The following is a 26,119-nucleotide window of genomic DNA, read 5'->3' as shown; positions in this document are numbered from 1 at the left end:
TCGTAGTACGTCAGCCAGGGGTCGGGGCCGTGCTGCGAGAGCGTGGTCGCGGGCGAGATCGGCACCCCGGGGGACCGGCCGTGGCCGTACCCGCCGTACGACGCCCCGGCGGTCGGCGAGAGCACGGGTGTGGTTGTCGACCGTGGACTCAGCGCCGTAGGAGCGTGAGTTGCCGACCGCGGATTCAGCGCCGTAGGAGTGTGAGGCGGTACGTCGTCGTCCGCGACCCGTCCTCGCTGGTCACGGTGACCACGGCGCGCCCACGGCCCCGCTCGACGCCGACCGTCGCGTAGGGGTCGCGGGCCGTCGCCGTGACCACGGCGTGGGCCGGATCGGCGGTCCGGACCCGGTAGTCGGTGGTGCCGGGGTCGAAGCCCGCGACCGGCACGCCGGCCACCTCGATCGACGCGGCGGCCGCGTCCGAGGAGACACCGGGAGCCTTGGCGTACACCTCGACCTCGCTCATCGTGATGTAGCCGCCGGACCGGGCGGTCATGACCAGCCGTACCCCGGTCGCCGGGCCCGCCTCGATCGGCACGTCGACCACCGGTGTGCCCTCGGTCCCGACCGCGATCACCTCGCTCGCGTCGGCCCAGGTGCCGTCCGCCGCGCGGCGCACCTGTGCCTTGAGGCTCGCCGGGAAGGAGACGTTGCTCCCGTCCGGGTAGAAGTGCGCCACCACCCGGTCGAGGTCCCGTGCCGCCGGGAGGGTGAAGGTGATCGTGTCGGACGGGTTCTTGGTGCCGGCCCGCCAGTTGGACCAGCCCTTGTCGGCGGTGTCGCCGTTGCGTAGGCGCTCGGCGGAGTAGCCGCTCTCGGTGTAGGTGGCCGCGACCGAGACGCCGGCGTCCGACGCGATGTCGGCCCGCGTCGGCTCGGTGACCTGCACGCGGACCGACGCGTCGACCGTGCCGCCGTCCACGACCCGTGCGGTGCCGCGCAGTGTCACCACGCCGGCCTCGGCGAACGCCCCCTCGGGGGCCGCGTCCCAGGTCACGGGCAGGTCGGTCCGGCCGCCGTGCGCTCCGACGCCGACGACCGTGTCCGGCAGGCCCGGACTGCCGCCGACGTAGGTCTTGGCGCGGCCGGGCACCGTCGAGGCGATCGTGTCGACGGTGACGACCGCCTTGGCGCGGATCTCCCGGCCGAGCGGATCGGTCGCCGTGCCCTTGACCCGTACCGTGCCCGGATCGGCCCACGCGTCGTCCGACGGCGGGTCCCACACGACCGGCAGTGCGCCACGGGCTCCGTCGCGGTACACCGGCGTCACCGTCTCCGGGAGCGTCGGCGTCCGGCCGGGCACGGTGAACACCTCGGCCCTCTCGGTGCGTTGCACGGTCTCGTCGCTCACGGTCCAGCGCTGGTTCGCCGCTGAAGTCGGGGTGTACGTCGACACCTTGGCGCCGTCGGCCGAGGAATTCCCGGAGACGTCGAGCAGACGGCCCGTTGCCACATTGACGAAGGTCCAGGTGTCGTCACCGGTTGTCGACATGATCCACTGCGCGGCCTCGTCGTCCGACGGATCCTCCAGGACGGCCTGGTTCTCACGTACGGCGAGCTGCTTGCCGCCGGCGGCGCTGGTGAGGGCGTAGCGCTCGCGGTGGCCGGTGCCGGGCGTCAACTGGCGTACGGACCAGAGCTGTTGGGCGTTGGATGCGTCATTCGTGCGGATGACGACGCCGGTGCCGTCGTCCGACGGGGCGAGCGACTTGCCGCTCTGTGTGCCAGCGAGCCGGTAGACATGCCCGGGCTGGACGAGCGCGGCGTCCTCGGCGACACCGCTGACGCCCTCGACGAGGAAGCTGGTGACCGACTTCGCGGGGACGGTGAAGGTGGCCGAGCGGTCGGTGACACGGACCGGGGTGCCCCGGACGAGGGCGCCGTCCGTGCTGGTCACCACAGGGGTGACGGTGGCGCCTCGGGCGACCTTGCCGAAGCGGGACAGGTCGAGGGTCACGGAACGGGCGGTCGTACCGCCGTTGACATGCACCACGGTCGCGGAGCGCCCGGAGGGGGCGACGGCGGCGACGCTGGAGGTGTCGTCGACCTTGACGAAGCGGTCGCCGGGGCGGATGTAGTGGGTGAAGTTCCGGATGGTGTGGAACTTCGAGTTGGCCCGGATCGGGCAGCTCTCCAGGGTGTCCTCGGCCGTGCAGTCGAACGGGACGTGGATGCTGCCCCAGTTCTTGCCGGCGGCGGCCTGCGGGACGGCGTCCTCGATCGGCTGCCAGAACACCCAGGCGGACGGCTCCAGTTCCCGCATGTCGTCGACCATGCGGGTGGCGATGCCGAGCCCCGGCTCCATGCTCGTGAAGTCGGTGCCGGTGCCCCAGGTGCCCTCGACCTCGCTCATCCACAGCTTCTTGTCCGCGCCCTTGGCGATGTCGCGGGCGCTGGTGCGCTGGCCGGTGCCGTAGGTGTGCACGTTGAGCTGGTCGACGGCGGCCCTGGCGTCGGCGGTGTAGGCGTTCCAGTTCGTGGTGAAGATACCGGGGTTGGTCTCGTCCATCGCGGAGACCTCTGCCTTGGTCGTCGCGCCCTCAAGGGCCTTGTCCAGGGCGAGGATCACCTTCTGCTGGAGCGCGGGCCCGGCGTGCGCTCCCTCCTGCCGACCGCCGGTGGGCTGGCCGTTCGCGCCCAACTGGGTGCCCCAGTAGGGGGTGTTGGGCTCATTGAGCGGATCGATGGTGTCGAAGGTGATGCCGTGCTTCTTCTCCATCTCCTCGGACACACGCACCAGATAGGTGGCGAACTCGTCGACGCGGTCGGCGCGGATCTGGTCGGCACTGGAGTCGAAGCCGCCGGAGACATAGCCGCTGACCGTCTGGAACCAGGGCGGCGAGTTGCTGAACGCCTCCCACTTGGTGACCTTGTCCTTGATCTGGTCCACCCACCATCGCTGGTTCGCGTCGGCGTCCCAGTCCCAGTGGTCGGGATTGTTCGGGTCCCACCAGTCCATGTCCTTCTGGGTGGTTCCGTCGGGCGCCTTCCAGAAGCCCTCCATGGTCGCGCCCGTCTTCATGTAGTCCTTGCGGACGTCAGGGGCGTTGCCGCCGCCGATGTTGTAGCGCGCGATGTTGAGGGCCAGTCCGTCCTCGCCGAACAGCATGTCGACGAGCTGTCTTCGGATCGGCTCCGGATAGCCGCCGGTGGCGTTGGCGAACCAGACGAGACTGGTCCCCCAGCCCTCGAACTCCTGCTGCTGGTACGACGGATCGACCCGTACCGTCACCGAGCTGAGGGGTGCCGCGTCCGCGGCTGGGGCGGGGGTGGCGGTGACGAGTCCTGCGGCGAGCGAGAGAGGGACGAGTGGCGTCAGCGCGCGGACGGTGCGGCGTCGGCGAGTGGACACGGAGCTCCCTTCCGGGGCGCGAAGAGTCACAGAATCAATCACAAGCGATCACATTCAAGGCATGCTCGACGACGGAAATGAACACGTCAAGACAGCGCGCACGCCGCGCGGCCATCAGGTCAAGCGTCCCGGACTATTGACTCGTAACTCGCCAGTAGCGATCCTCGTCGAACAGATTGCGCCGGTCATGACAAACGCATGGCCGCCGACCGAGGGGCGTGGTACCGACCATGACTCGATGTTCCTATCGCAGACGCAAAGACGTGACCGTCGTATCGCTGCTCCTCCTCGTCCTGGCCATCGCCCTCGGCCCGACGCCGAGTTCGGCGGCCGCGAGCGACTGGTGGAACCCGAGCGCGCGCCCCACGCCGGACGCACAGATCAACGTCACCGGTGAGCCGTTCACCGGCACCAACTCGGCGGGCGAGGTGCGCGGGTTCGTCGACGCGCACAACCACCTGTTCTCCAACGAGGCCTTCGGCGGCCGGCTGATCTGCGGCAAGGTGTTCTCCACCGCGGGCGTCGCCGACGCGCTCAAGGACTGCCCCGAGCACTACCCGGACGGCACCCTCGCGATCTTCGACTACATCACCCACGGCGGCGACGGCAAGCACGACCCGGTCGGCTGGCCGACGTTCAAGGACTGGCCGGCGTACGACTCGATGACCCATCAGGCCAACTACTACGCCTGGATCGAGCGCGCCTGGCGCGGCGGGCAGCGGGTGCTCGTCAACGACCTCGTCACCAACGGCGTGATCTGCTCCGTCTACCCGTTCAAGGACCGCAGTTGTGACGAGATGACCTCGATCCGCTTGCAGGCCAAACTGACCTACCAGCTCCAGGACTACGTCGACGCCATGTACGGCGGCCCCGGCAAGGGCTGGTTCCGGATCGTCACCGACAGCGCGCAGGCCCGCCAGGTCATCCAGCAGGGCAAGCTCGCGGTGATCCTGGGCGTCGAGACCTCCGAGCCGTTCGGCTGCAAGCAGATCCTCGACATCGCGCAGTGCAGCAAGGCGGACATCGACAAGGGGCTCGACGAGCTCCACGACCTCGGTGTGCGCAGCATGTTCCTGTGCCACAAGTTCGACAACGCCCTGTGCGGCGTCCGCTTCGACGAGGGCGGCCTCGGAACGGCCATCAACGTCGGGCAGTTCCTGTCGACCGGCACCTTCTGGAAGACCGAGAAGTGCACGGGCCCCCAGCACGACAACCCCATCGGGACGGCCGCGTCCGACGCGGAGGCGGATCTGCCGGCGGGCACCGAGGTCCCGGAGTACGACGAGGACGCCCAGTGCAACGTCCGCGGCCTCACCGACCTCGGCGAGTACGCCGTCCAGGGCATGATGAAGCGCAAGATGATGCTCGAGATCGACCACATGAGCGTCAAGGCCACCGGCCAGGTCCTCGACATCTTCGAGGCCGCCTCCTACCCCGGCGTGCTCTCCTCGCACAGCTGGATGGACCTCAACTGGACCGAGCGGGTCTACTCCCTCGGCGGATTCGTCGCCCAGTACATGCACGGCTCCCAGGAGTTCACCGCGGAGGCCGAACGCACCGAGGCGCTGCGCGACAAGTACGGCGTGGGCTACGGCTACGGCACGGACTTCAACGGCATCGGCGACCACCCCGCCCCGCGCGGCTCGGACGCGGCCAACGGGATCACGTACCCCTTCAAGAGCGCCGACGGCGGCTCGGTCATCGACAAGCAGACATCCGGTCAGCGCACCTTCGACTTCAACACCGACGGTGCCGCGCACGTCGGCATGGTCCCCGACTGGATCGAGGACATCCGGCTCGTCGGCGGCCGGGACGTCGTCGACGACCTCTTCCGCGGCGCCGAGTCCTACCTCGACACCTGGGGTGCCTCCGAGCAGCACCAGGCCGGTGTCAACCTGGCCAAGGGGCGTACCGCGACGGCGAGTTCGTCCGAGTCCAACCCGTTCACCAGCTACCAGCCGGGACGGGCCGTGGACGGCGACGGCGACAGCCGCTGGGCCAGCGACTGGAGCGACGACCAGTGGTGGCAGGTCGACCTCGGCTCCACCAACCTGGTCTCCCGCGTGACGCTGGACTGGGAGCGCGCGTACGGGAAGTCGTACCGCGTCGAACTCTCCACGGACGGGAGCACCTGGCAGACCGCCTGGTCCACCACCGCCGGGGACGGCGGCCTGGACACGGCCAAGTTCACCGGCACACCGGCCCGTTACGTCCGTGTCCACGGCCTCGACCGCGGCACCGACTGGGGATACTCGCTCCACGAGGTCGGCGTGAACAGCGCCTGACGAGCACGGGGGAGTCGCACATGGCACGGATGCCGTCGGCCGAACGGCGTCGGCAGCTGACGGAAGCGGCGATCAGGGCGATGGCCCGGGACGGCGTGGCCAGGACCACGACCCGGTCCATCGCCGCCGAGGCGGGCGTCTCCCTGAGCGTCTTCCACTACTGCTTCGACTCCAAGCAGGAACTGATCGAGTCCGTCATCACCACCATCACCGACCACTACGTGACCATCGTGAAGGAGGCGCTCAAGCCCCGGGACACTCTTGAGGAGACCGTCCGGGCCGGCTTCCAGGCGTACTGGGACCATGTGCGCGCCCACCCCGACGAGCACATGCTCACCTACGAACTCACCCAGTACGCCCTGCGCGAGCCGGGATTCGAGCATCTGGCACGGCGCCAGTACGAGCTGTACGGCGAGCTCTACACCGAGCTCATCGAGCAGCTGCGCCAGAACATCGACTTCCGGCTCCGGGTGCCCGTCTCCGCGTTGGCCCGCTACCTGGCCGCCATGACCGACGGGCTCACCCTCAACTACCTGGTACTCGGCGACGAGGAGGCCTGGACCGACATCCTCGACACCGTCACCGCCCATGTCGCGGGGCTGGTGACGGCGGAAGACTAGGCCTTGAGCGGATTGGACCGCGCCGCGGCCAGCAGGTACCAGGCGGTGGCGCCGGTGTGCAGGTACGGGTAGTAGCCGAACCCGAAACCGGTGTCGAGCGGGCTGCTCGCGGACACGACTCCGGACCTGGCGGCCACCGCCCCGCCGCCGAAGGTCTGGCCGGCGCCGAGCAGATCCTGGGCCCGCTCGATGGAGGCGATCAGAAGCCGGGCGCGCTTCTCGTCCCCGGCGTCCCGGCGGTGGCGCAGGGCGAGCGCGAGATGGGCCGTCCCCTCGAACCACACCCCGTTGCGGTCCGGCTTGGGCTGGCCGTCGGCGATCGGGGCGCCCTCGTTCGCCAGCAGGCTCGCGGAGCTGAAGGTGACACCCTCGTAGGACTGGCCCGCGGGGACCGTGCTGTTGGGGCGATCGGGCGTGTCCAGGACGGCCAGTTCGGTGGCGGCCCAGTCCAACGAGCGTTCGTACACGGGGGAGTTGAGGGCGAGGTGCGTCCAGGTCTGGGTGTCCTCGGGGATCGGTGACTTGTTGATCGTCACGCCGTCGTTGGTACCGGTGTAGAAGAAGCCCCCGGCCGGCTCCCACATCCTCTGGACGAACGCCCCGGCGACCGCACGCCGTTCCCGCCACACCCGGTCCCCGGTGAGCCGGGCGAGCTGACCGAACAGGCCGATCAGGTCGGTGTTGTGCTCGGTCGAGGTGAACGGCAGCTTCTCGTTCGCCCCGTTGACCCCGAACTTGAAACCGCCGAGCGGCTCGTCCGTGCGCCCGGTGCGGTCGATCCACTCGCCGATCCGCACCGCACCGGCGAGGAAGCGGCGCTCCCCGGTCCGCCGGGCCAGCGCGGCGAGGGCGATGCCGGCCCATGCCATGTCACCCACGGCCGTACCCGTGAAGCCGAACTGCCAACCGACGTTGGCCTTTCCGTCCGCGCGCACGAACCCGTCCGGCTGGCGGGTGCCGTCGTAGAAGGTGTACGGCCCCACGTTGTAGGCCTGGCGGAGTCGGCCGTCGTCGTGGTCGGGGTCGTTGGCCTGTGCGTAGAGCAGTGCGTCGCCGAGTGCCGTCGCGCGCGATCTGCTGTCTTTGGTGTCGCAGGCCAGGTTGGCCAGGACGGCGAGGGCGTTGTCGTAGGTGAACGCCGTGCTGAACAGGCCTGCCTGGTCGGTGTAGCTCTGGGCGAGCCGGATCGTGCCGTGCTCCGGGTACGCGTCCATGGCGGCGGCGAGGAACGCCCGCGCCCGGTTCGGAGCGGAGGAGACGGCGCCCGCGGCCCGGTCCGCCGCGCGGGCGGTGCCCGAACCGGCGGCCAGGGCGACCGCGGCACCGAGTCCGGTTCCGATGAGTGCGCGGCGATCGAACACGGGGCGGCCTTGGCTGCCGGTCATGGGTCTCCTCGGATCGAAGGGCGGGCGCAATTGAGAGCGCTCTCAGGAGTGCGCGCTCATTCTGCTGTCGCCTCAGGTCCCGGTCAACGGCTGGGAGAGGCGGAGCAGTTGGGACGTCAGGTCCGAGGGCCGTCGCCGTTCGGTGGACGGGAGGCTCCGGGTGCCAGGGGGTCGGGCGGTGGACCGGCCTGCGGGCCCGCCGCCCCCGAGCGCAGCCGCTCGAAGACGAGGTCGAAGGTGAAGCCCGCGGTGAAGCCGAGCGGGATGGTGAAGAACAGCAGACGGCGTACGTCCAGATCGTCCAGGAGGGCGGGGACGGTCAGCAGCTGGGAGGCGAAGTAGAGAAGGACGGAGACCAGCCCGGCTCCCAGGCCCCGCACCGCGGCCCGCCCCCAACGCACGTCGCTCTCGAAGGAGTTGCGGAGGATGGCGCCCGCGGCGGAGGCCACCAGGGGTGCGCCCACCAGGACCAGCAGATCCAGGGCGCCCGCCTGCCGCGACTCCTCGGCCGTCACCAGCGCCGCGAGGCTGGCCAGCATGCACACGGCCGCCACGGTGAGGCCCCGGGCCGAACGCCGGGCCGCCGTACGTTCTCCCCGCGCGTGCTCCGCGATGTTGCGCAGCCTGCGCTCGCGCTGGCGCAGCAGACAGGCGATCAGACGCGCGGCGGACACCGAGGACCAGTTGTCGCCCATCAGGCGGATGTCCGAGTCGTCCGCGTCGTTGCGGACCTTGTCGAAGTTGATCCACACCTGGCCGGCGCCGCCGCCGAACGCGGCCACCGACACCAGCGGCAGACGCTGTGCCAGGGCGATGATCCCGGCCACCCGGGTGGACTGGCCCCCGCCCATGAGCAGCACGCCGTCGCAGGCCAGGAGGGTGTGGTAGAAGGCCACCTCCCACTCGCCGCTGCTGTCGCGGAGGATCTCCATATGGACATGGGCATCCGGCGCCAGAGCGAAGTCGACATCGCTGTGGCGCGGCGGGAATGCCGCCACCCGGCCGGGTTCCGCCTCGGTGCAGGCGTCCGCGTAGCCGGTCACGACGTCCGTCTCGATGTACTCGGCGCTGCTGGAGAAGACGGCCAGATCGCAGCCGGCCCGTGCGAGCTCCCTGCCCAGCTGGCGGCAGGCCTCGGGCGCGAGATCGGCCGCCTTGAGGGGATGGGTGAAGGTGCGGTGGGGGTCGGTGCTGCCGATGACGGCTATGAGGGGACGCGCGGAGTGCGGCGAAGTCATGTACCAGTCTAGGCAGTTGGCCGTAATTCTCCTCGACTGGTTCCGCTCGTTTTCACCGGATTTCTTGGCGTTCGGGGTGTAGCCGGGGGCGTGCGGGGGGATAGGTGAGCCGACGGTGGGGAGAAGTGATGGCGGGCGTCAGCCGAATACCGGCCTACTTCAGTCACAGCTACTGGGCCGAGGACCGCGAGCTGAACGAGCACTTCTGGAAGCTCTTCTGGGACGCGGGCTTCACCTTCGCGGTCGACCCGAAGACGAATCCCCTGTCGCCCACCCATCTGGAACTGATGATGGATCAGAGCGCCTGCTTCGTCGGCGTGGTGACCCACCGTCAGGAAGAGCGCCGCTATCGCGCCTCGCCCTTCATGGTGCACGAGCACGATCTGGCCCTCCAGGCGAAGAAGTCCAGGCTGGTGTTCATGGAGGCAGGCGTGTCGGCGGGCTTCTTCCCGGTCGCCGACGGCGAGCGCCTCGTGTTCAACCGCCGCCAGCTGCCGGACGCGAACACGGTGAGGTCGGCCGTCGATCGCCTCGCCGGGCGCAGCGGGCCGACCGGTGATGCCACCCAAGGCTTGCTCGGCGCGGTCGGGTTGATCCTGCCCGACGACTCCGCCTACCGCGCCGCAGAGCCGTACATACGGCGGGCGGTCGAGGACGTCGGATACCGGGCCCGTACGATCAGCCTGGAGTTCCGGGACTCCTTCGAGTTCCTGCTCGCCGTCGACGAGTGCGACTTCATCGTCGTCGACGTCGCCTCCCCGTTCGCGGAGCCCTGGGTCTTCCCCCAGCTCAGTGGACGCTTCAGGCCCACGCTCAAACTGTTCCACGAACCCCCGGACGGCCGTTACACCCCGCAGGAGTCCAAACTCCTCAGCGGAGAGGCTCTGCGGGCCGCCGAACCGGCGGACCGTATCGCCGTCCACTGGAGCGATCCGGAGGAACTCGGCGACCGACTCCAGGACTTGGTGGCCCGGTTCTACCAACCACGGCTGGAGTTCGAGACCTACGACGAGGGCGTCGGCTACTTCCACAGCCTCGGCCGGGCGCAGGGCAGCGTGTTCCTGAGCAACGCCCGCGGCGACGACGCGCTCGCCCAACGGGTCGGCCGCAGCCTCGAATTGCACAACCTCTCGTACTTCCACTACCTGCGCCGCAACACCATCGAACTCGGCGCGGACTGGCGCAGCCAGCTGTACGCGAACGTCGCCGCGTGCCGGCTGTTCCTGCCGCTCATCAGCCAGCACTACTGGGCGAGCGAGTACTGCCGGGAGGAGTACGCCATCGCCGAACGGCTGCGCGCCGACGGCCGGTTGGTCATCCTGCCGTACTTCCTGGGGCCGGGCGTGGCACGGCAGGTCACCTTCCAGGGGCGCGCCATCGGTCATCTCTCCCAGGACGAACAGGTCGCGGTCATCAGCCATGACGTGGACAACGAGTTCGTCGAGCGCCGCAGACTGGAGGAACGCGGCGGCACGCCGGGGGAGTCGGCTGCCGCGCCCGGACGCCGGTGCGACATCGCGATCGTCACGCTCCTGCCCGAGGCCCACGACGCCCTGCGCCGCCATCTGGAGAGCTCCGGCGCGCGCACCGAGACCGAGCGGCACGGCACCGGATGCGAGTGGATCCGTACCAGCATCGAAGCGGTGGGCCGCAGCAGCGCCTACGAGGTGGTCGTGGCACAGCCCTGCGGCGATCCGGACGGGGTCGGCAACGCCGTCGCCGCCACGATCGATGAGCATCAGCCCGAGACGGTGGTCTTCGTCGGAGCCTGCTGTGGCATCGCGCCCGACCTGGTGCCCGGCGACGTGGTGATCTCCAACCGTCTGCACGGCTACGCGTACGACGAACTGGAGCAGACCTGTCTGCCGCGAACCGACCGCACTCATCTGGCGCACGAGGGGGTGGCCGCGCTCGGCGAGAGCATGCGTCTCAACTACACGTACTGGACCGAGAGGATCTTCGAGCGGCCGCCGGGCGGCCCCCGGAGCGACAGCCCGCGTGTCGTGGTCGGTCCCGTCGCCTCGGGCGACGCCTCCGTCGACGGCAGCGGGGACCCGGCCCTGCGCCCGGTGCTGGTGGCCTGGCCCGGGCTCGTGGCCGTCGAGCTCGGCGGCGGGAACGCGGCACGCGCCGTCACGCAGGCGCGCAGAGCGGGCCGGACCCAGGTGTCGTTCTCGATGGTGTGCGCGGTGGCCGGAACCGCGACCGACGGCATCTCCGTCAACTCGGCCCGCCCGGAACAGGAGAAGCCCTGGAAGCAGTACGCCGCCGACGTCGCCGCCACCCTGATCGTGGAAGCGATCCGGCTGGCCTGGCCCAGCCCGCCCAGGAGAGCGGGATGACGCGACGGGCCAGGCGGCAGGCCTGGATGCCCCCACCCGCCGGTACCGCGGACGTGAGGCTTCCCGACAGCCTGCACGCCCTGATCGAGATCCTCGCGGAGGAGGCCCACGACAACTGGGCCCGCCAACGCCTGACCGAGGGCTGGCGGTACGGCCGCCGTCTGAGCCGTCGCAGGAAGACGCACCCGTTGCTGGTGCCGTACGCCGAACTCACCTGTGAACAGCAGGAGGCGGACCGCGTGGTCGCCATGGGTACGGTGAAGGCGATCCTTCACCACGGCTATACGCTCCAGGAGCCCGCCGACCGCTGAAAGGGGCGCTCCATGACGACCATCGCGGTGACCGGGCACATCGATCTCACGGCCGAGACCGCCGTTCTGGTGCGCGCGGCCCTGGAGGAACTCCTGCGGCCTTACACCGACGACGGCGAACTGGTCGGGGTCTCCTGCCTCGCCAGGGGAGCCGACTGTCTGTTCGCGGAGGCGGTGGTCGCCGTCGGCGGACGGCTGGCCGTCGTCATCCCCTCGCGGGACTACCGCCGCACCCGGGTGCGGTCCGACCACGCGCCCGTGTTCGACCGTCTGGTCGAGGCCGCCGACGACGTCGTGGTGCTGCCGATCGATACCTCCGGTCGGCAGGCCTACGAAGCGGCGAACAGCGTTCTCGTCGAACGTGCCGACCGGCTCGTGGCCGTATGGGACGGCACTCCGCCCACCGGCAGGGGAGGCGGCACCGCCGACACGGTGCTGGAGGCCCGGGAGGCGGGCGTCCCCGTCGACGTGGTGTGGCCGGACGGGGCCGCCCGCACCCGCCGGGAGCGCCGCGAGGGCGCCGCCGGCGGGTGTGCCGGGGTCAGACCGCCGTCGCCGGGAAGGTCGGGTACTCCACCCCGGAGACGTGCTGGACGACCCGGATGACCTGGCAGGAGTAGCCGAACTCGTTGTCGTACCAGAGGTAGAGGATCGCGTTGTCGCCGTCGACCTTGGTGGCGCCGGCGTCGATGATCGAGGCGTGGCGGGAGCCGACGAAGTCCATGGAGACGGCGTCGGGGGCGGTCGTGAAGTCGATCTGGCGCTTGAGCGGCGAGGTCAGCGACACCTCACGGAGGTAGTCGAGGACCTCCTCGCGGCTGGTCTCACGGCCCAGGCGCAGGCTGAGGATCGCGATGGACACGTCCGGCACGGGCACCCGGATCGAGCTGCCGGTGATCGGCGCCTTGAGGTCGGGCAGCGCCTTGGCGACGGCGGAGGCGGCACCCGTCTCGGTGATCACCATGTTGAGCGGCGCCGAGCGGCCGCGACGGTCGGCCTTGTGGTAGTTGTCCAGCAGGTTCTGGTCGTTGGTGAAGGAGTGGACCGTCTCCACGTGACCGCGCAGCACCCCGTACTCGTCGGCCATCGCCTTCAGCGGCGGCACGATCGCGTTGGTGGTGCAGGAGGCGCAGGACAGGATCTGCTCGTCCGGCTTGACGGTGTCGTGGTTGACGCCGTGCACGATGTTCGGGACGTCGCCCTTGCCGGGCGCGGTCAGTACGACCTTGTCGACGCCGGGGCGCAGGTGCTGGGACAGGCCCTCGCGGTCGCGCCACTTGCCGGTGTTGTCGATGAGGATGGCGTTCTTGATGCCGTACGCCGTGTAGTCGATCTCCGACGGGTCGTTGGCGTAGATCACCTTGATCGCGTTGCCGTTGGCGACGATCGTGTCGTTCGCCTCGTCGACGGTGATCGTGCCCTGGAACTGGCCGTGGATCGAGTCGCGGCGCAGCAGCGAGGCGCGCTTGACGAGGTCCTGGTCGCCGCCTCCGCGGACGACGATGGCGCGCAGCCGCAGTCCGTTGCCGGAGCCGGACTTCTCGATCAGCAGCCGGGCGACGAGCCGGCCGATGCGGCCGAAGCCGTACAGGACGACGTCACGGCCCTCGCCGCGCTCGATCTTGTTGGCGCCGGTGGCACCGGCGACGGCCTCGGCGGTGAACGCCTCGACCGACAGGCCGCGGTCGTCGGCGCGGTAGGTCGCGGCGAGCATGCCGAGGTCGATCTGGGACGGGCCCAGGTCGAGGGTGGTGAGCGCCTGGAGGAAGGGCAGCGTCTCGACGACCGACAGCTCCTCGCCGGCGATCTGCCGTGCGAAGCGGTGGGTCTTGAGGATGCTGACCACCGACTTGTTCACCAGGGAGCGGCTGTGCAGCAGAACGGTCACGTCCCGCTCGCGGTGCAGCTTCCCGATGATCGGGATCATCGACTCCGCGATCTCCTCGCGAGTCTTCCAATTGGTGAACGAGTCCTCGTTGACAGTCACAGATCTATCTCTCAGTCGAGCTAGGCGGCGCTCATATGCTAACCCTATGTTCATTCGGCCCTTCGGACGGGGTGGCGTGAGACCGGCGGGCCGCCATCGAGAAGACCCGGCCTCCCGCACGTATCTGCGGGCAAGGGGCCGCGCGCTCCGGGACCACGCCATCGATCCAAGGGACGGACCTCATGAACGCAAGCGCAGCCATCGGCGTCACCGGACTGGGCGTGATGGGCCGCAACCTGGCGCGGAACTTCGCCCGCCACGGGGTCGCCGTCGCCGTCCACAACCGGTCCGCCGGCCGCACCCGCGCGCTCGTCGAGGAGTTCGGCCACGAGGGCGCGTTCGTCCCGGCCGAGTCGCCCGAGGAGTTCGTCGCCGCGCTCGAACGCCCGCGCCGGCTGATCATCATGGTCCAGGCGGGCGCCGCGACCGACGCGGTCGTCGAGGAGTTCGCCCCGCTCCTGGAGCCCGGCGACATGATCGTCGACGGCGGCAACGCCCACTTCGCCGACACCCGGCGCCGCGAGGCCGCCCTGCGCGCACGCGGCATCCACTTCGTCGGCACCGGCATCTCCGGCGGCGAGGAGGGCGCCCTGCACGGCCCGTCGATCATGGCGGGCGGGTCGGAGGAGTCGTACGGACTGCTCGGCCCGCTGTTCGAGACCGTCAGCGCCAAGGTCGACGGCGAGCCGTGCGCCGCCCACATCGGCACCGACGGCGCCGGGCACTTCGTGAAGATGGTCCACAACGGCATCGAGTACGCCGACATGCAGCTCATCGCCGAGGCCTACGACCTGCTGCGCCAGGTCGCCGGATACACCCCGGCCGAGATCGCGGGTGTCTTCCGCCGGTGGAACGAGGGCCGGCTCGGCTCCTACCTGATCGAGATCACCGCCGAGGTCCTCGCCCACACCGACCCGGCCACCGGAGCGCCCTTCGTCGACATCGTCGCCGACGCCGCCGGGCAGAAGGGCACCGGCCGCTGGACCGTACAGACCGCCCTCGACCTGGCCTCCCCGGTCACCGCCGTCGCCCAGGCCACCTTCGCCCGCGCCGCCTCCGGCCAGAGCGAACTGCGCGCCGCCTACCGAGGCCTGCCCGGCGGCACCACGCCCCCGCTCAGCCGCACCGAGGCCGAGCGCTTCACCTCGCAGGTCGAGCACGCGCTGTACGCCTCGAAGGTCGTCGCCTACGACCAGGGCTGGACGATGATCCAGGACGCGGCCGCCGAGTACGGCTGGAAGATCGACCTCGGCTCGGTCGCCCGGATCTGGCGTGGCGGCTGCATCATCCGCGCCTCCTTCCTCGACCGCATCCGCGCCGCCTACGCCACCGACCGGGACCTGGTGAGCCTGCTCGGCGAGATGGAATTCGCCATGGAGATCACCGACGCGCAGGTGCCGTGGCGCGAGACGGTGGCCTCCGCCGCCCGCCGCGGCATTCCCGTACCCGCGATCTCCGCCGCCCTCGCCCACTACGACACCCTGCGCGCCGAACGCCTCCCCGCCGCCCTGCTCCAGGGCCAGCGCGACTACTTCGGCGCCCACACCTACCGCCGGACGGACCGTCCCGGCACCTTCCACACCCACTGGGCGGCGGCGGGGAGGCCGGAGACGTCGTCGGAGTGACGGTGTGCCGGGAGCGCCCGATCACGCGGCGAGCGTGGCCGGGCGCGCCATCCCTGTCTTGTTTGAAAGTTCAAACGAAAGCCGGGTAGGGTGTGCCCATGTCCACGACGCCACGCTGGCTCAACGCCGAGGAACGACGGGCCTGGCTGGCCTACATCGACTTCTCCACGCTGCTCAACGACCATCTGAACCGCCAGCTGAGGCGTGACGCCGGCATGACGCACGCCGACTACAGCCTGCTGGCCCACCTGTCCTCGGCGCCCGGCCAGGCCCTCGGCATGTCCGAGCTCGCCCAGCGTCTCAAGATCACCCGCAGCCGGCTCACCCACGCCGTGAACCGGCTGCGCGAGTCCGGACTCGTGGACCGGCGCGAGGATCCGGCCGACGGACGCGGGCAGCTCGCGGTGCTCACGGACCGGGGGCAGGCCCTGCTGGACGAGATCGCGCCCGGCCATGTGGAAGCGGTCCGCCGGGCCGTCTTCGACGCGCTCACCCCGGAGCAGGTCCGTCAACTCGCGGAGATCGGGGAAGCGGTGAGCGACGCGCTGCACCGGGCGGAGGCCGCGGAGACGGACCCGACGGTGCTGCCCTGGCGTCGCCGCTGAGCGCCCGAGCCCCGGGCCCCGGGCCCGCCCGCCCACGTGCCCAGGACCGAACTCCCGGCGCACGCAACCTCATACCGCTCCACGCCCTCCTATCAGGCACACAGGCCGTTCACAGAGGAGTGCGCGTTGGCAGAGCTGTCCCGCCGCAGATTCATGGTCTACACACTCGCCGCGTCCACCCTCACCGTCGCCGCCCCGCTCGGCTGCGACGCCTCGGAGGCGGAGGGGGCCACCCGGGCCGCCCGGCCGCGCTCCGACACCGTCGTGACCGGCACCGACGACGAGATGCTCGTCCTGGAGGTCACCCGGGAGAACAAGGTCGTCGTACGGCTGCCGCGCGTCGAGGTCGGCCAGGGGGTCACCACCGCGGTCGCCATGATGATCGCCGAGGAGCTGGACGCCCGACTCGCCGACGTCGACATCCCGCTTGCCGACGCCCGGCGCAAGGGGAACCAGTTCACCGGCGGTTCCAGCTCGGTGAGTTCGCTCTACGACCCCGCCCGCAACCTCGCCGCCACGGCACGCGCCCGACTGATCACCGCGGCCGCCCGGCGCTGGCACCTGCCCCCTCGGGTGCTGCGTACCCGGGACACCATGGTCGTCGCCCCGGACGGCCGCAAGGCCACCTTCGGATCGCTGACCGAGGCCGCCGCACGGATACGTCGGCCGCGGGTGTCGAGCAAGCCCAAACCGGCCTCCCGGCACCGTGTCATCGGCAAGCCGACCACACGGATCGACGCCCGGGACATCGTCACCGGCCGGGCGCAGTACACCGGAGATCTGACGGCCGCCGACGCGAAGCCGACCGTGGTGGCCCGGCCGCCCACCCTCGGCGGGAAGGCCGTCTCGGTCGACGACCGCGCGGCCCGTGCGCTGCCCGGGGTCCTCGACGTCGTCAGAGTGCCCGGGGGAGTCGCCGTCGTCGCCGACTCCTTCCACTACGCCTTCAAGGCCCGGGACGCCCTGAAGATCACCTGGAAGGCGGGGCCGCTCGCGGGGGTGTCCGACGCCCAGATCCGCTCCCGTCTCAAGGCCGCCGTCCCCGCGCTCGGCGCTCCGCCGCGCGGATCGACGCAGATCGAGGCCCGGTTCGAGTTCGCGTTCGTCAGCCACGCCCCGATGGAGGTGCTGACCGCCGTCGCCGACGTACGGGCCCGGCGCGCCGAGATCTGGTTCTCCTCCCAGACCCCCATGGAGGCACGCGAGAGCATCGCCGAGGCGGTCGGGCTGCCCGGGTCCGCGGTCACGGTCCATGTGATGCGGGGCGGCGGCTCGTTCGGACGCCGCCTCAACTCCGACGCGGCGATCGAGGCGGCCCTCGTCTCCAAGGCGGCGGGCCGCCCGGTGAAACTGATGTGGAGCCGCGCCGACGATCTCCGCCACGGCCGGATGCGCCCGGCCTCCCAGCACCGGATCCGGGCCAGCCACGACCGGGGACGCGTCGTGGCCTTCGCCCACGCGACGGCCTCGGTGAGCGAGTCGTACAGCGGGATCACCACCGCCTCCTTCCGCGCGGCCAGCCCGCTGCCCAGCGACAGCGGCCTCTACAACTTCGGGAAGCTGTCCGGGGATTCGGGCTCGGTCGAACTGGCCGCGATACCCCTCGGCGCCTGGCGTTCCGTCGACTCCGGGACGGTGCGGACCGCCGAGGAGATCGTCGTCGACGAGATCGCCCGCGGCCTGGGCAAGGACCCGGTCGCCTTCCGTCGTACGACACTCAGGAGCAAGGCCGTCAAGGCCGTGCTCGACAAGGTCGCGACCGCCGGACACTGGGGCCGGACCATGCCCGCGGGGCAGGCCCAAGGAGTGGCCCTCCACGAGGAGTACGGCTCCTGCGTGGCCTGTCTGGTCGAGATCGACGCCGCCGATCCGAAGAACCCCCGGGTGACCAAGGTGGTGATGGCCGCCGACGTCGGCACGGCCGTCAACCCGCGCGGCCTGGAGGCCCAGCTCATGGGCACGGCGATCGACGGCATCTCCACGGTCCTGCGGGCCGGCCTGCACATCGACAAGGGCGCCGTCCGCGAGGGCAGCTACGCCGACTTCCGCTACGCCCGGCAGCGGCACGCCCCGCTCCGCTTCGAGGCGCACATCCTGCCCACGGGCGGCGAGCCGGGCGGGGCGGGCGAACTCGGCGTCCCGGCGGCGGCAGGCGCCGTCGCGAACGCGTACGCCCGCGCGACCGGCACCAAGCCCCGCCGCTTCCCGATCGACTTCTGAGAAGGTCCAGATGCCGTCCTACTCCTTCGTCCTCAACGGCAGGCCCGTCACCGTCGAGGCCCCCGCCGACATGCCCCTGCTGTGGGTGCTGCGCGACCTGCTGCACGTCACCGGCCCCAAGTACGGCTGCGGTGTCGGCGTCTGCCGCGCCTGCACCAGCCATCTCGACGGCGAGGAGATCCAGCCCTGTGTCGTCCCCGTCGAGGACTGCGCCGAGCGCCAGGTCACCACCATCGAGGGCCTCGCCGACGGCGACACCCTGCACCCCGTCCAGCGGGCCTGGCTGGAGTGCGACGTCTCCCAGTGCGGCTTCTGCCAGCCCGGCCAGATCATGGCCGCCGCCGCGCTGCTGAAGAAGACGCCCCGGCCCACGGACGCCGACATCGACCGCATCGAGAACGTCTGCCGCTGCGGCACGTACTCCCGCATCCGCGAGGCGATCAAGAAGGCGGCGGACGCCTGACCTCGTGACCAACCCCAGGAGGCGGTCGTTCCGGTTGCATGATCCACAGGAAACGCGGACTCGCCACGGCCGCCCTGGTGTTCGCCGGACTCGCGGGCCTCACCGCCCCCGCCGCCCACGCCACCGACCACGTCCCCTGTCACAGCCCCACCACCCGGGACCTCACCGACCGCCTGAGCGGCCGCGCCTGGCCGCGCACGGAGGTCAGGTTCTGCAACCTCACCCAGGGCCATGTGCCGGTGTACGCGAGCAGGTCGCCCGGCGCCGCCGTCGTCGGACACCTGGAACAGGGCGGCGCCGCCAACTGGTTCGTCACCGAGATGCGGGGCGAGACCTTCCGGGCCGGTTCCGCCGAGAACCACTGGTGGGGCAGCACCATGGCGGACAACGGCCGCTGGGGCTGGGTGCCCGAGGTCTGGTTCGCGGGCGGCGAGAACAACGAGGACGACGCGGGCCTGCTCATGCCCGGCGGCTACACCTGCGCCAACACCTGCCCGCCGCTGCCCTTCTGGGCGAGGTGACGCGGGGCACCGGGGTGCTTGACGCCCCGGTGCCGCCCACTTAGCGTCACCTCGACACGTATGGACCAGGGAGGACGACGATGACGGACGCCCAGGACTCCCTCGACCCTCTCGGTCCCTCGGACCCCCTTGGTCCTCTCGACAGCAGAGCCAGGCAGCTCCAGGTGGAGACGCACGGCCTCGACGTGATCGGCGACGACGAGCGCAAGGGCACGCCCCGGACCCTGTTCTGGCCCTGGTTCGGCGCCAACGTCTCCGTGCTGGGGCTGAGTTACGGGGCCTTCGTGCTCGGCTTCGGCATCTCCTTCTGGCAGGCGCTGGTCGCCGGGGTCGTCGGCATCGTCTTCTCCTTCCTGCTGTGCGGCTTCGTCGCCGTCGCCGGCAAACGCGGCTCGGCCCCGACGATGGTGCTGAGCCGGGCCGCCTACGGGGTGCGCGGCAACCGTCTCCCCTCGGTGATCTCCTGGATGCTCACCGTCGGCTGGGAGACCGTGCTGTGCGCCCTCGCCACCATGGCCACGGCGACCGTCTTCGGCCGGCTCGGCTGGGGCGGTGGCACCGGGACACAGGTCATCGCCCTGATCGTGGTCGCCGGGCTCACCGTCGTCGGCGGTGTCATGGGCTTCGACCTGATCATGCGGCTCCAGACCGTGATCACCGTGGTCACGGGCGTGCTCACCGTCGTCTACATCGCCCTCGTCGCGGACCACATCCACTGGAGCACCGTCAGCGCCGTCCCGGCGGGCTCCGCGCAGGAGTTCATCGGCGCGCTGGTCTTCATGATGACCGGCTTCGGCCTCGGTTGGGTCAACGCCGCCGCGGACTACTCCCGCTATCTGCCCCGCACCTCGTCGAGCCGCGGTGTCATCGGCTGGACCACCTTCGGCGCCTCCGTGGCCCCGCTCCTGCTGCTGGTCTTCGGCCTGCTGCTCGCCGGGTCCTCCAGCACCCTCAACGAGGCCGTCGCCGCCGACCCCATCGGCGCGCTGACCACGATCCTGCCGACATGGTTCCTGGTCCCCTTCGCCGTCGTCGCCGTACTCGGCCTGGTCGGCGGCGCGGTCCTCGACATCTACTCGTCCGGACTCGCCCTCCTCTCGGCCGGCATCAGGATCCCCCGCTATCTGGCCGCACTCGTCGACGGCGTCCTGATGATCGCCGGCGCCGTCTACATCGTCTTCTTCGCCGACGACTTCCTCGGCCAGTTCATGGGCTTCCTCACCACCCTCGGCGTCCCCATCGCCGCCTGGTGCGGCATCATGCTCGCCGACCTGCTGCTGCGCCGCCGCGACTACGACGAGGGCGACCTCTACCGCCCGCACGGCCGCTACGGCGACCTCGCCCTCACCCCGCTGCTCCTCACCCTCGCCGCCACCGCGCTCGGCTGGGGCCTGGTCACGAACTCGGCCGCGAGCTGGCTGGAGTGGCAGGGCTACCTCCTCGACCCGCTCGGCCTCGGCGGCAAGTCCGGCTCCTGGGCCTACGCCAACCTCGGCGTCCTCGTGGCCCTAGCCCTCGGCTTCCTGGGCACCCTCGCCCTGCGCCGCGGCCGTGTCCGGGAGCAGGAGGCGCGGGAGCCGAGCCCGGCGGAGGTGCCCGCCGTATGACGACGGGCCGTCTGACCGTCATCGACATGCAGCATGTCTTCGCCGACCCCGACAGCCCCTGGGCCGCGCCGCGATTCGAGCGGGCCGCGGAAGGCGTACGACGTCTGCTGCCGGCCTTCGGCGAACGGGTCACCTTCACCCGCTTCCTGGCCCCCGACGACCCCACCGGCGCCTGGAAGGCGTACTACGAGCAGTGGCCCTTCGCCCTGCGACCCCCGGACGCGCCCCTGTGGCAGCTGACGGACGAGTTCGCGGCCCGGGCGCACCACGTCCTGGACGCCCCGACCTTCGGCAAATGGACCCCCGAACTCGCCTCCCTGGTAGGCCCGGAGGGCCGTCTCGTCCTCGCCGGCGTGAGCACCGACTGCTGCGTGCTGTCCACGGCGCTCGCCGCCGCCGACGCCGGAGCCGAGGTGGTGGTCGTCGCCGACGCCTGCGCGGGCGCGGACGACGACTCGCACGCCAAGGCGCTGGATGTGATGGACCTTTACCGGCCACTGATCCACGTGACCACCGTCGCGGAGCTGCTGGGCCACTGACGGCCGACCGGTTCGTTGAAGGCTGTCCGACCCCCTTTACGTGGCTGTCATGTCCCTGTAGCTTCCGCGAAGCCGCAAGAACTTTCAGGAAGTTGCCGGTTCTTCTTGCAGGAGTCGAGCTTCCGGCCCGTATTGGAGTCGCCATGAGATCCGCACCCCCACGGCTGCCAAGACGCCCCCTCGTGGCGTTCGTGGCGGCGACCGGGCTGCTCGGACTGTTGTCCGCAGTGCCGGAGACAGTGCCGCAGACCCCCATGGAACCGGTGGCCGACACGGCCGGCACGGCGACCGTCTTCTACTGGACGAAGACCAAGAACTGGTCGTCCACCTACCTGCACTACGCGCCGGACGGCGGCTCCTGGACGACCGTCCCCGGCACCCGGATGGAGAGCGCCTGCGCGGACTGGGTGAAGAAGACCGTCGATCTCGGCTCGGCCGCCGGACTCCAGGCCACCTTCAACAACGGCAGCGGCACCTGGGACAACAACGGCGGCACCAACTACGCGCTGGGCACCGGCACCCTCACGGTCAAGGACGGCGTCATCGCCCACAGCGACCCGTGCGCCGACACCGGCACGGGCACCGGCAACCAGGCCACCGTCTACTACTCGACCGCCACCTCCGGCTGGACCACCGCCAACATCCACTACGCGCCGACGGGCGGTTCCTGGACGACCGCTCCCGGCGTCGGCATGGAGTCCGCCTGCACCGGCTGGTGGAAGAAGACCCTCGACATCGGCACCGCCACCTCCCTGAAGGCGGCCTTCAACAACGGCAACGGCGTCTGGGACAACAACAACGGCGCCGACTACACCCTCCCGACCGGCACCACGACCGTGAAGGACAAGGCGGTCACGACGGGCGCCGCCGACCCGTGCGCCACCCAGGCACCCGACACCGAGGCCCCGACCGCACCGACCAAGGTCACCGCGACGGCCACCGACACCTCGGTCGTGGTGAGCTGGGACGCCGCCACCGACAACAAGGGCGTGACGAAGTACCAGGTCACGCGCACCGGCGGCACCAAGGGCACGGTCGTCGTCGACGTCGGCTCAACCGTCCACTCCGACACGGGACTTGAGGAGAAGACCGCCTACACCTACACGGTGAAGGCCGTCGACGCCGCCGGCAACACCTCGCCCGCCTCCGCCTCGGCGACCGCGACGACCGGCGAGGCGGCCCCCGCGCCCGCCAACGGCACCCCACTGGGCACGGACCCCCGCAAGGACCCGATCTACTTCGTCCTCACCGCCCGCTTCTACGACGGCGACAGCTCCAACAACCGCGGCGGCAGCCAGCACACCAAGTCCGGCAACGCCGCCAACAACGACCCCATGTTCCGAGGGGACTTCAAGGGACTGGTCGAGAAGCTCGACTACATCAAGGCGCTCGGCTTCTCGGCGGTCTGGGTCACCCCGGTCGTCCTCAACCGCTCCGACTACGACTACCACGGCTATCACGGCTACGACTTCTACAGGGTCGACCCACGCCTGGAGTCGGCCGGCGCCGGCTACCAGGACCTCATCGACGCGGCCCACGCCAAGGGCATGAAGATCTACCAGGACGTCGTCTACAACCACAGCTCCCGCTGGGGCGCCAAGGGCCTGTACACGCCCACCGTGTACGGCGTCCGGGACTCCCAGTGGAGCTGGTACTACGACGAGAGGAACGAGGGCTTCGAGTACGACGGACTGACCGTCGAGACCAAGTCCGGGAAGTCCTACTACAACGGCGATCTGTGGTCCACCGCCGAACCCACCGGCAACACCTGCGTCAACTGGGGCAAGCCGACCGGCGGGAAGAGCGCCGAGGGCTACACCCTCTACAACTGCCAGTGGCCGAGCCCCACTTCGGGCATGTTCCCGAAGGCGTACTACCACCAGTGCTGGATCGGCAACTGGGAGGGCGAGGACTCCCGTTCCTGCTGGCTGCACGAGGACCTGGCCGACTTCGACACCGAGTCGACACCCGTGCAGAACTACCTCATCGGCGCGTACAACAAGTACATCGACATGGGCGTCGACGGCTTCCGCGTCGACACTGCCGTACACATCCCGCGCGTCACGTGGAACCGCCGTTTCCTGCCCGCGATATACGACCGGGTGACCCAGAGGTTCGGCGCGACCGCGGCACAGAACTTCTTCGTCTTCGGTGAGGTCGGCGCCTTCGTCAACGACAAGTGGAACCGCGGCTCCGTGAACCACTCCGCGCAGTTCTTCACCTGGAAGGAACGCAAGCAGTACAGCGCCGACGACGAGACGGCGGCCCTGGAGCAGTTCACCTACGAGAACAACCTCGGCACCGGCAACCAGCCCACGTCGACCAACGCCTTCCTGAACGGCAACAGCTACCACACCCCGGACCGCAGCCAGTTCAGCGGCATGAACATCATCGACATGCGCATGCACATGAACTTCAGCGACGCGCAGAACGCCTACAGCAACGGCAAGGACTCCGACGACAGCGTCAACGACGCCACGTACAACGTCGTCTACGTCGACAGCCACGACTACGGACCCAACAAGTCGAGCACCCGCTACACCGGCGGCACCGACGCCTGGGCCGAGAACATGGCGCTGATGTGGACCTTCCGCGGTATCCCGACCCTGTACTACGGCTCGGAGATCGAGTTCCAGAAGGGCAAGCAGATCGACTGCGGACCGTCCTGTCCGCTGGCCGGCACGGGACGGGCGTACTTCGGGGAGAACCTCCAAGGCGCGGTCAGCGCTTCCGAGTTCGGCACCGCGGACTCGGCGACGGGCCAGGTCGCCACCACGCTCGCACAGCCTCTCGTCAAGCACCTCCAGCGGCTGAACCAGATCCGCCGGGCGGTCCCGGCCCTCCAGACGGGCCAGTACTCGACCGACGGCATCAGCGGCTCGATGGCCTTCAAGCGCCGCTACACCAGTGGCGGCACGGACAGCTTCGCGCTCGTCACGGTCACCGGCGCGGCCACGTACTCCGGCATCCCGAACGGCACCTACAGGGACGCCGTCACCGGCGATGTGAAGACCGTCTCGAACGGCACGCTCTCCGTGTCGGCACCGGGCAAGGGCAACCTCCGGGTGTACGTGCTCAACGGTCCCGGCAAGATCGGAACGGACGGTCCGTATCTGAAGTAGTCGGCTCGGCTGCACGGCCCGTACGACTTCCTGCGGGCCGGCTTCTACCGGATGCTCCAGCCGCGCCGGTACGGCGACGAGGTCGGCCTGCCCGTCTTCCACCGCGTGGTCAGGAGCACATCGCGCTCATCCCTTGAGCCCTCCTGAGCCCCCGGATCCTCTGGATCCCCGAGGGAATGCCCGCGTCCGGATCGGGTACGCGAGCAGGGCCGCTCCGGGGCCGAGTACGCCCCGGAGAGACCGCAAGACCGCCGCTACCAGGGGATTCGCCATGCAGACACCCGCGAACGACAACTCCACCACACCGGCCCGACGGGCGCTGGACGCGCTCGCCGAGAACACCGAGGACACGGTGGCGCTGGACAGGCTCGCGAGCAGCGATGTCCTCGTCCCCGTGCCCGACGACGCCAGCGACGAGGACGCCGCCGATCCCACCGCGGTGGCCCTTCCCGTGATCGAGCAGCCCGGCGGAGCGCCGGTGGTGCCCGTGTTCACGTCGGAGTCCGAGCTGGCCGGGCTGCTGCCCTACGTCTCGCGCTACCGGCTGGTGCCGCTGGGCGCGCTCGCCTCGGAATGGCCGACGGACGAACTGGCGCTCACCATCGACGCCGCCTCCGAGCACCCGCTCACCCTCACCTCGGAGGGGGTACGGACGCTGCTGGGCCGGTCGCACGGCTGACCCGGGAAGGGAGGAACGGCGCCGACCCCGTTCCTCCCCGGACGTCCACGATCGACGTCCCCCGACGATAGGACCGCGGTGACGGTCCCGTCGCTCCGCGATGCGCGGCAACTGTCCGCAAAACGCGGCGGATCGGGGCGGATGGGCTCACGCGCCGCGCAGTGTGTGCGAGGGAGGCTCGCCGAACCGCTCGCGGTAGCGCCCGGCGAACCGGCCCAGATGGACGAAGCCCCACCGGTGCGCCACGTCGGACACGGTCGTCGCCTCCGGCGCCGAGACCCGCAGCTGGTCGTGCGCCCGTTGCAGGCGGACGTCGTACAGGTACGCCATCGGCGACATCCCGACGTGCCTGCGGAACCCCTCTTGCAGGGTCCGCAGGCTGACCTGGGCGATCCGGGCCAGCCGGGCGGCGTCGTACGTCTCGGCGGGCCGCTCCTGTATGACGTCCATGACCCGCTTGACCGCGGCGGGCCGCATGGGCGGCGCCGGGACCTCCAGGTCCTGCCGATAGGGGTGATCGGCCGCCAGCAGCAGTCCTTCGAGCAGGATCTGCTCGACGCGCCCGCGGATGAGCGGGCGGCGCAGCAGTCCGAGCGAGGTGGCGGGCTCGAACAGACTCCACGTGGCGAGCTGTGCCCAGCTGCGGCCGGGCCCGCTCGTCACGTCGATGGACGGTCCGAAGTCCGGCGGGCGGGACAGCGGCCGGTCGAGCAGGGCCTCCAGAGTCTGGTGCAGGGCCCGCTTGTCGATCTTCACCGTGAGAGCCCGGCAGTGGGGTGACCAGGTGTCGATACGGATGTACTGGGCGGGATCGAAGAAGACGGCGTTGCCCGTCGTCGCGAACACGACGTCCCCACGGCCCTGCTGGACGCTGAAACAGCCGCTCACCGGCACGGCCACGTGGTAGGCGCCCGGCGCGGCGAAGCCGGTGCGGATCTCGGTGCCGAAACCGACCTCGCCGACGGTGAGCGAGCCGAGATCGAGCACGCTCAGGCTGGTCGACAGGTCCTCGGCAGGTCCCACGAGGCTCAGACGCATGTCGTAGTAGTGAGCCGCGAGCGCGTCGTGCGTCGCCTCCAGGGAACGCGTCGCGTAGCTGGTGAATTCTGCGGCCGGGTCCTGCTGTCGAACGGCCACGGCGAGGTCTCTCCCTCCTGCGCGGAGTGTTCGCCTTCACCATGGCCATGCGCGGCAGGGGTCATGCCCCGGTCTCTTCCG

The 26,119-nt window shown here is 70.3% G+C and carries 18 protein-coding genes and 1 pseudogene; 14 read left to right on the top strand and 5 right to left on the bottom strand.

All coding sequences use genetic code 11. The annotated features are described in order from the left end of the window. Positions 1-184: 184 nt before the first annotated feature. Positions 185-3,352, bottom strand: coding sequence for a glycoside hydrolase (locus tag ACFY0U_RS21225; RefSeq protein WP_388637916.1), 3,168 nt, complete (start codon positions 3,350-3,352; stop codon positions 185-187). Between the two features lie 230 nt (positions 3,353-3,582). Here ACFY0U_RS21225 and ACFY0U_RS21220 point away from each other — a divergent pair, with 230 nt between their 5' ends. Then, positions 3,583-5,637, top strand: a complete 2,055-nt coding sequence (locus ACFY0U_RS21220) for a discoidin domain-containing protein (RefSeq protein ID WP_388637913.1) — start codon at positions 3,583-3,585, stop codon at positions 5,635-5,637. Between the two features lie 20 nt (positions 5,638-5,657). Beyond that, positions 5,658-6,257: a TetR/AcrR family transcriptional regulator gene (locus ACFY0U_RS21215; protein ID WP_388637911.1), complete on the top strand. Its 600-nt coding sequence runs from the start codon at positions 5,658-5,660 to the stop codon at positions 6,255-6,257. Here ACFY0U_RS21215 and ACFY0U_RS21210 read toward each other — a convergent pair. Together ACFY0U_RS21210 and ACFY0U_RS21205 are read right to left on the bottom strand one after the other, a co-directional pair. Continuing rightward, on the bottom strand, positions 6,254-7,642 hold the full coding sequence (locus ACFY0U_RS21210; protein ID WP_388637908.1) for a Tat pathway signal sequence domain protein: 1,389 nt from the start codon (positions 7,640-7,642) through the stop codon (positions 6,254-6,256). The genes ACFY0U_RS21215 and ACFY0U_RS21210 overlap by 4 nt on opposite strands. 116 nt (positions 7,643-7,758) lie before the next feature. Then, positions 7,759-8,880, bottom strand: a complete 1,122-nt coding sequence (locus ACFY0U_RS21205; RefSeq protein ID WP_388637905.1) for a hypothetical protein — start codon at positions 8,878-8,880, stop codon at positions 7,759-7,761. A 128-nt stretch (positions 8,881-9,008) separates the two neighbouring features. Here ACFY0U_RS21205 and ACFY0U_RS21200 point away from each other — a divergent pair, with 128 nt between their 5' ends. The 3 genes and pseudogenes from ACFY0U_RS21200 to ACFY0U_RS21190 all read left to right on the top strand — a co-directional run. After that, positions 9,009-11,222, top strand: a complete 2,214-nt coding sequence (locus ACFY0U_RS21200) for a TIR domain-containing protein (protein ID WP_388637902.1) — start codon at positions 9,009-9,011, stop codon at positions 11,220-11,222. Continuing rightward, positions 11,219-11,533 carry a RyR domain-containing protein gene (locus tag ACFY0U_RS21195; RefSeq protein ID WP_388637899.1) on the top strand — a complete coding sequence of 105 codons (315 nt, stop codon included), beginning with the start codon at positions 11,219-11,221 and terminating at the stop codon, positions 11,531-11,533. Before ACFY0U_RS21200 ends, ACFY0U_RS21195 begins: the two co-directional genes overlap by 4 nt. Positions 11,534-11,545: 12 nt before the next feature. Then, positions 11,546-12,028: pseudogene (locus ACFY0U_RS21190) on the top strand (hypothetical protein); the annotation flags it as partial. A 46-nt stretch (positions 12,029-12,074) separates the two neighbouring features. On the opposite strand, the gene ACFY0U_RS21185 reads toward ACFY0U_RS21190, so the two are convergent. Continuing rightward, positions 12,075-13,520 (bottom strand): glyceraldehyde-3-phosphate dehydrogenase, encoded by a 1,446-nt coding sequence (locus tag ACFY0U_RS21185; RefSeq protein WP_388637896.1) that lies wholly within the window; start codon positions 13,518-13,520, stop codon positions 12,075-12,077. Between the two features lie 182 nt (positions 13,521-13,702). Here ACFY0U_RS21185 and gndA point away from each other — a divergent pair, with 182 nt between their 5' ends. The 9 genes from gndA to ACFY0U_RS21140 all read left to right on the top strand — a co-directional run bounded on the left by gndA (position 13,703) and on the right by ACFY0U_RS21140 (position 24,901). Continuing rightward, positions 13,703-15,145, top strand: a complete 1,443-nt coding sequence (gndA, locus tag ACFY0U_RS21180; RefSeq protein ID WP_388637893.1) for an NADP-dependent phosphogluconate dehydrogenase — start codon at positions 13,703-13,705, stop codon at positions 15,143-15,145. Between the two features lie 98 nt (positions 15,146-15,243). Next, the gene (locus ACFY0U_RS21175) at positions 15,244-15,750 is read left to right on the top strand and encodes a MarR family winged helix-turn-helix transcriptional regulator (RefSeq protein WP_388637890.1); all 507 of its coding nucleotides are present in this window, start codon (positions 15,244-15,246) and stop codon (positions 15,748-15,750) included. Between the two features lie 153 nt (positions 15,751-15,903). After that, positions 15,904-17,970, top strand: coding sequence for a molybdopterin cofactor-binding domain-containing protein (locus ACFY0U_RS21170; protein WP_388638266.1), 2,067 nt, complete (start codon positions 15,904-15,906; stop codon positions 17,968-17,970). 10 nt (positions 17,971-17,980) lie between these two features. After that, a complete protein-coding gene (locus ACFY0U_RS21165; protein WP_388637887.1) occupies positions 17,981-18,433 on the top strand; it encodes a (2Fe-2S)-binding protein in 453 nt (150 codons plus the stop codon). Positions 18,434-18,471: 38 nt separating this feature from the next. Then, positions 18,472-18,954, top strand: a complete 483-nt coding sequence (locus ACFY0U_RS21160) for a hypothetical protein (RefSeq protein WP_388637885.1) — start codon at positions 18,472-18,474, stop codon at positions 18,952-18,954. Positions 18,955-19,034: 80 nt separating this feature from the next. Further along, positions 19,035-20,561 (top strand): purine-cytosine permease family protein, encoded by a 1,527-nt coding sequence (locus ACFY0U_RS21155; RefSeq protein WP_388637882.1) that lies wholly within the window; start codon positions 19,035-19,037, stop codon positions 20,559-20,561. Further along, entirely contained in the window at positions 20,558-21,100 is a 543-nt protein-coding gene (locus ACFY0U_RS21150; RefSeq protein ID WP_388637879.1) for a cysteine hydrolase family protein, read from the top strand. The genes ACFY0U_RS21155 and ACFY0U_RS21150 overlap by 4 nt, the downstream gene beginning before the upstream one ends. A gap of 143 nt (positions 21,101-21,243) precedes the next feature. Beyond that, positions 21,244-24,222 (top strand): carbohydrate binding domain-containing protein, encoded by a 2,979-nt coding sequence (locus ACFY0U_RS21145; RefSeq protein WP_388637876.1) that lies wholly within the window; start codon positions 21,244-21,246, stop codon positions 24,220-24,222. Between the two features lie 271 nt (positions 24,223-24,493). Continuing rightward, a complete protein-coding gene (locus tag ACFY0U_RS21140) occupies positions 24,494-24,901 on the top strand; it encodes an SseB family protein (RefSeq protein WP_388637873.1) in 408 nt (135 codons plus the stop codon). A gap of 147 nt (positions 24,902-25,048) precedes the next feature. Here ACFY0U_RS21140 and ACFY0U_RS21135 read toward each other — a convergent pair whose 3' ends face one another. Further along, on the bottom strand, positions 25,049-26,038 hold the full coding sequence (locus ACFY0U_RS21135) for an AraC family transcriptional regulator (protein ID WP_388637870.1): 990 nt from the start codon (positions 26,036-26,038) through the stop codon (positions 25,049-25,051). Between the last annotated feature and the right edge of the window lie 81 nt (positions 26,039-26,119).

Source organism: Streptomyces sp. NPDC001536, assembly GCF_042894505.1.
Taxonomy (GTDB): Bacteria; Actinomycetota; Actinomycetes; order Streptomycetales; family Streptomycetaceae; genus Streptomyces.
Note: the sequence above shows the minus strand (reverse complement) of the source record. Positions and strands in the feature narration are given on the sequence as shown.

Bases quoted from the DNA above. Each gene is read 5' to 3' on its own strand.
- ACFY0U_RS21175 (WP_388637890.1), top strand. From the start codon at position 15,244: ATGTCCACGACGCCACGCTGGCTCAACGCCGAGGAACGACGGGCCTGG.
- ACFY0U_RS21150 (WP_388637879.1), top strand. From the start codon at position 20,558: ATGACGACGGGCCGTCTGACCGTCATCGACATGCAGCATGTCTTCGCC.
- ACFY0U_RS21215 (WP_388637911.1), top strand. From the start codon at position 5,658: ATGGCACGGATGCCGTCGGCCGAACGGCGTCGGCAGCTGACGGAAGCG.
- gndA (WP_388637893.1), top strand. From the start codon at position 13,703: ATGAACGCAAGCGCAGCCATCGGCGTCACCGGACTGGGCGTGATGGGC.
- ACFY0U_RS21165 (WP_388637887.1), top strand. From the start codon at position 17,981: ATGCCGTCCTACTCCTTCGTCCTCAACGGCAGGCCCGTCACCGTCGAG.
- ACFY0U_RS21220 (WP_388637913.1), top strand. From the start codon at position 3,583: ATGACTCGATGTTCCTATCGCAGACGCAAAGACGTGACCGTCGTATCG.
- ACFY0U_RS21170 (WP_388638266.1), top strand. From the start codon at position 15,904: ATGGTCTACACACTCGCCGCGTCCACCCTCACCGTCGCCGCCCCGCTC.
- ACFY0U_RS21205 (WP_388637905.1), bottom strand. From the start codon at position 8,880: ATGACTTCGCCGCACTCCGCGCGTCCCCTCATAGCCGTCATCGGCAGC.
- ACFY0U_RS21145 (WP_388637876.1), top strand. From the start codon at position 21,244: ATGAGATCCGCACCCCCACGGCTGCCAAGACGCCCCCTCGTGGCGTTC.
- ACFY0U_RS21195 (WP_388637899.1), top strand. From the start codon at position 11,219: ATGACGCGACGGGCCAGGCGGCAGGCCTGGATGCCCCCACCCGCCGGT.
- ACFY0U_RS21160 (WP_388637885.1), top strand. From the start codon at position 18,472: ATGATCCACAGGAAACGCGGACTCGCCACGGCCGCCCTGGTGTTCGCC.
- ACFY0U_RS21210 (WP_388637908.1), bottom strand. From the start codon at position 7,642: ATGACCGGCAGCCAAGGCCGCCCCGTGTTCGATCGCCGCGCACTCATC.
- ACFY0U_RS21140 (WP_388637873.1), top strand. From the start codon at position 24,494: ATGCAGACACCCGCGAACGACAACTCCACCACACCGGCCCGACGGGCG.
- ACFY0U_RS21200 (WP_388637902.1), top strand. From the start codon at position 9,009: ATGGCGGGCGTCAGCCGAATACCGGCCTACTTCAGTCACAGCTACTGG.
- ACFY0U_RS21155 (WP_388637882.1), top strand. From the start codon at position 19,035: ATGACGGACGCCCAGGACTCCCTCGACCCTCTCGGTCCCTCGGACCCC.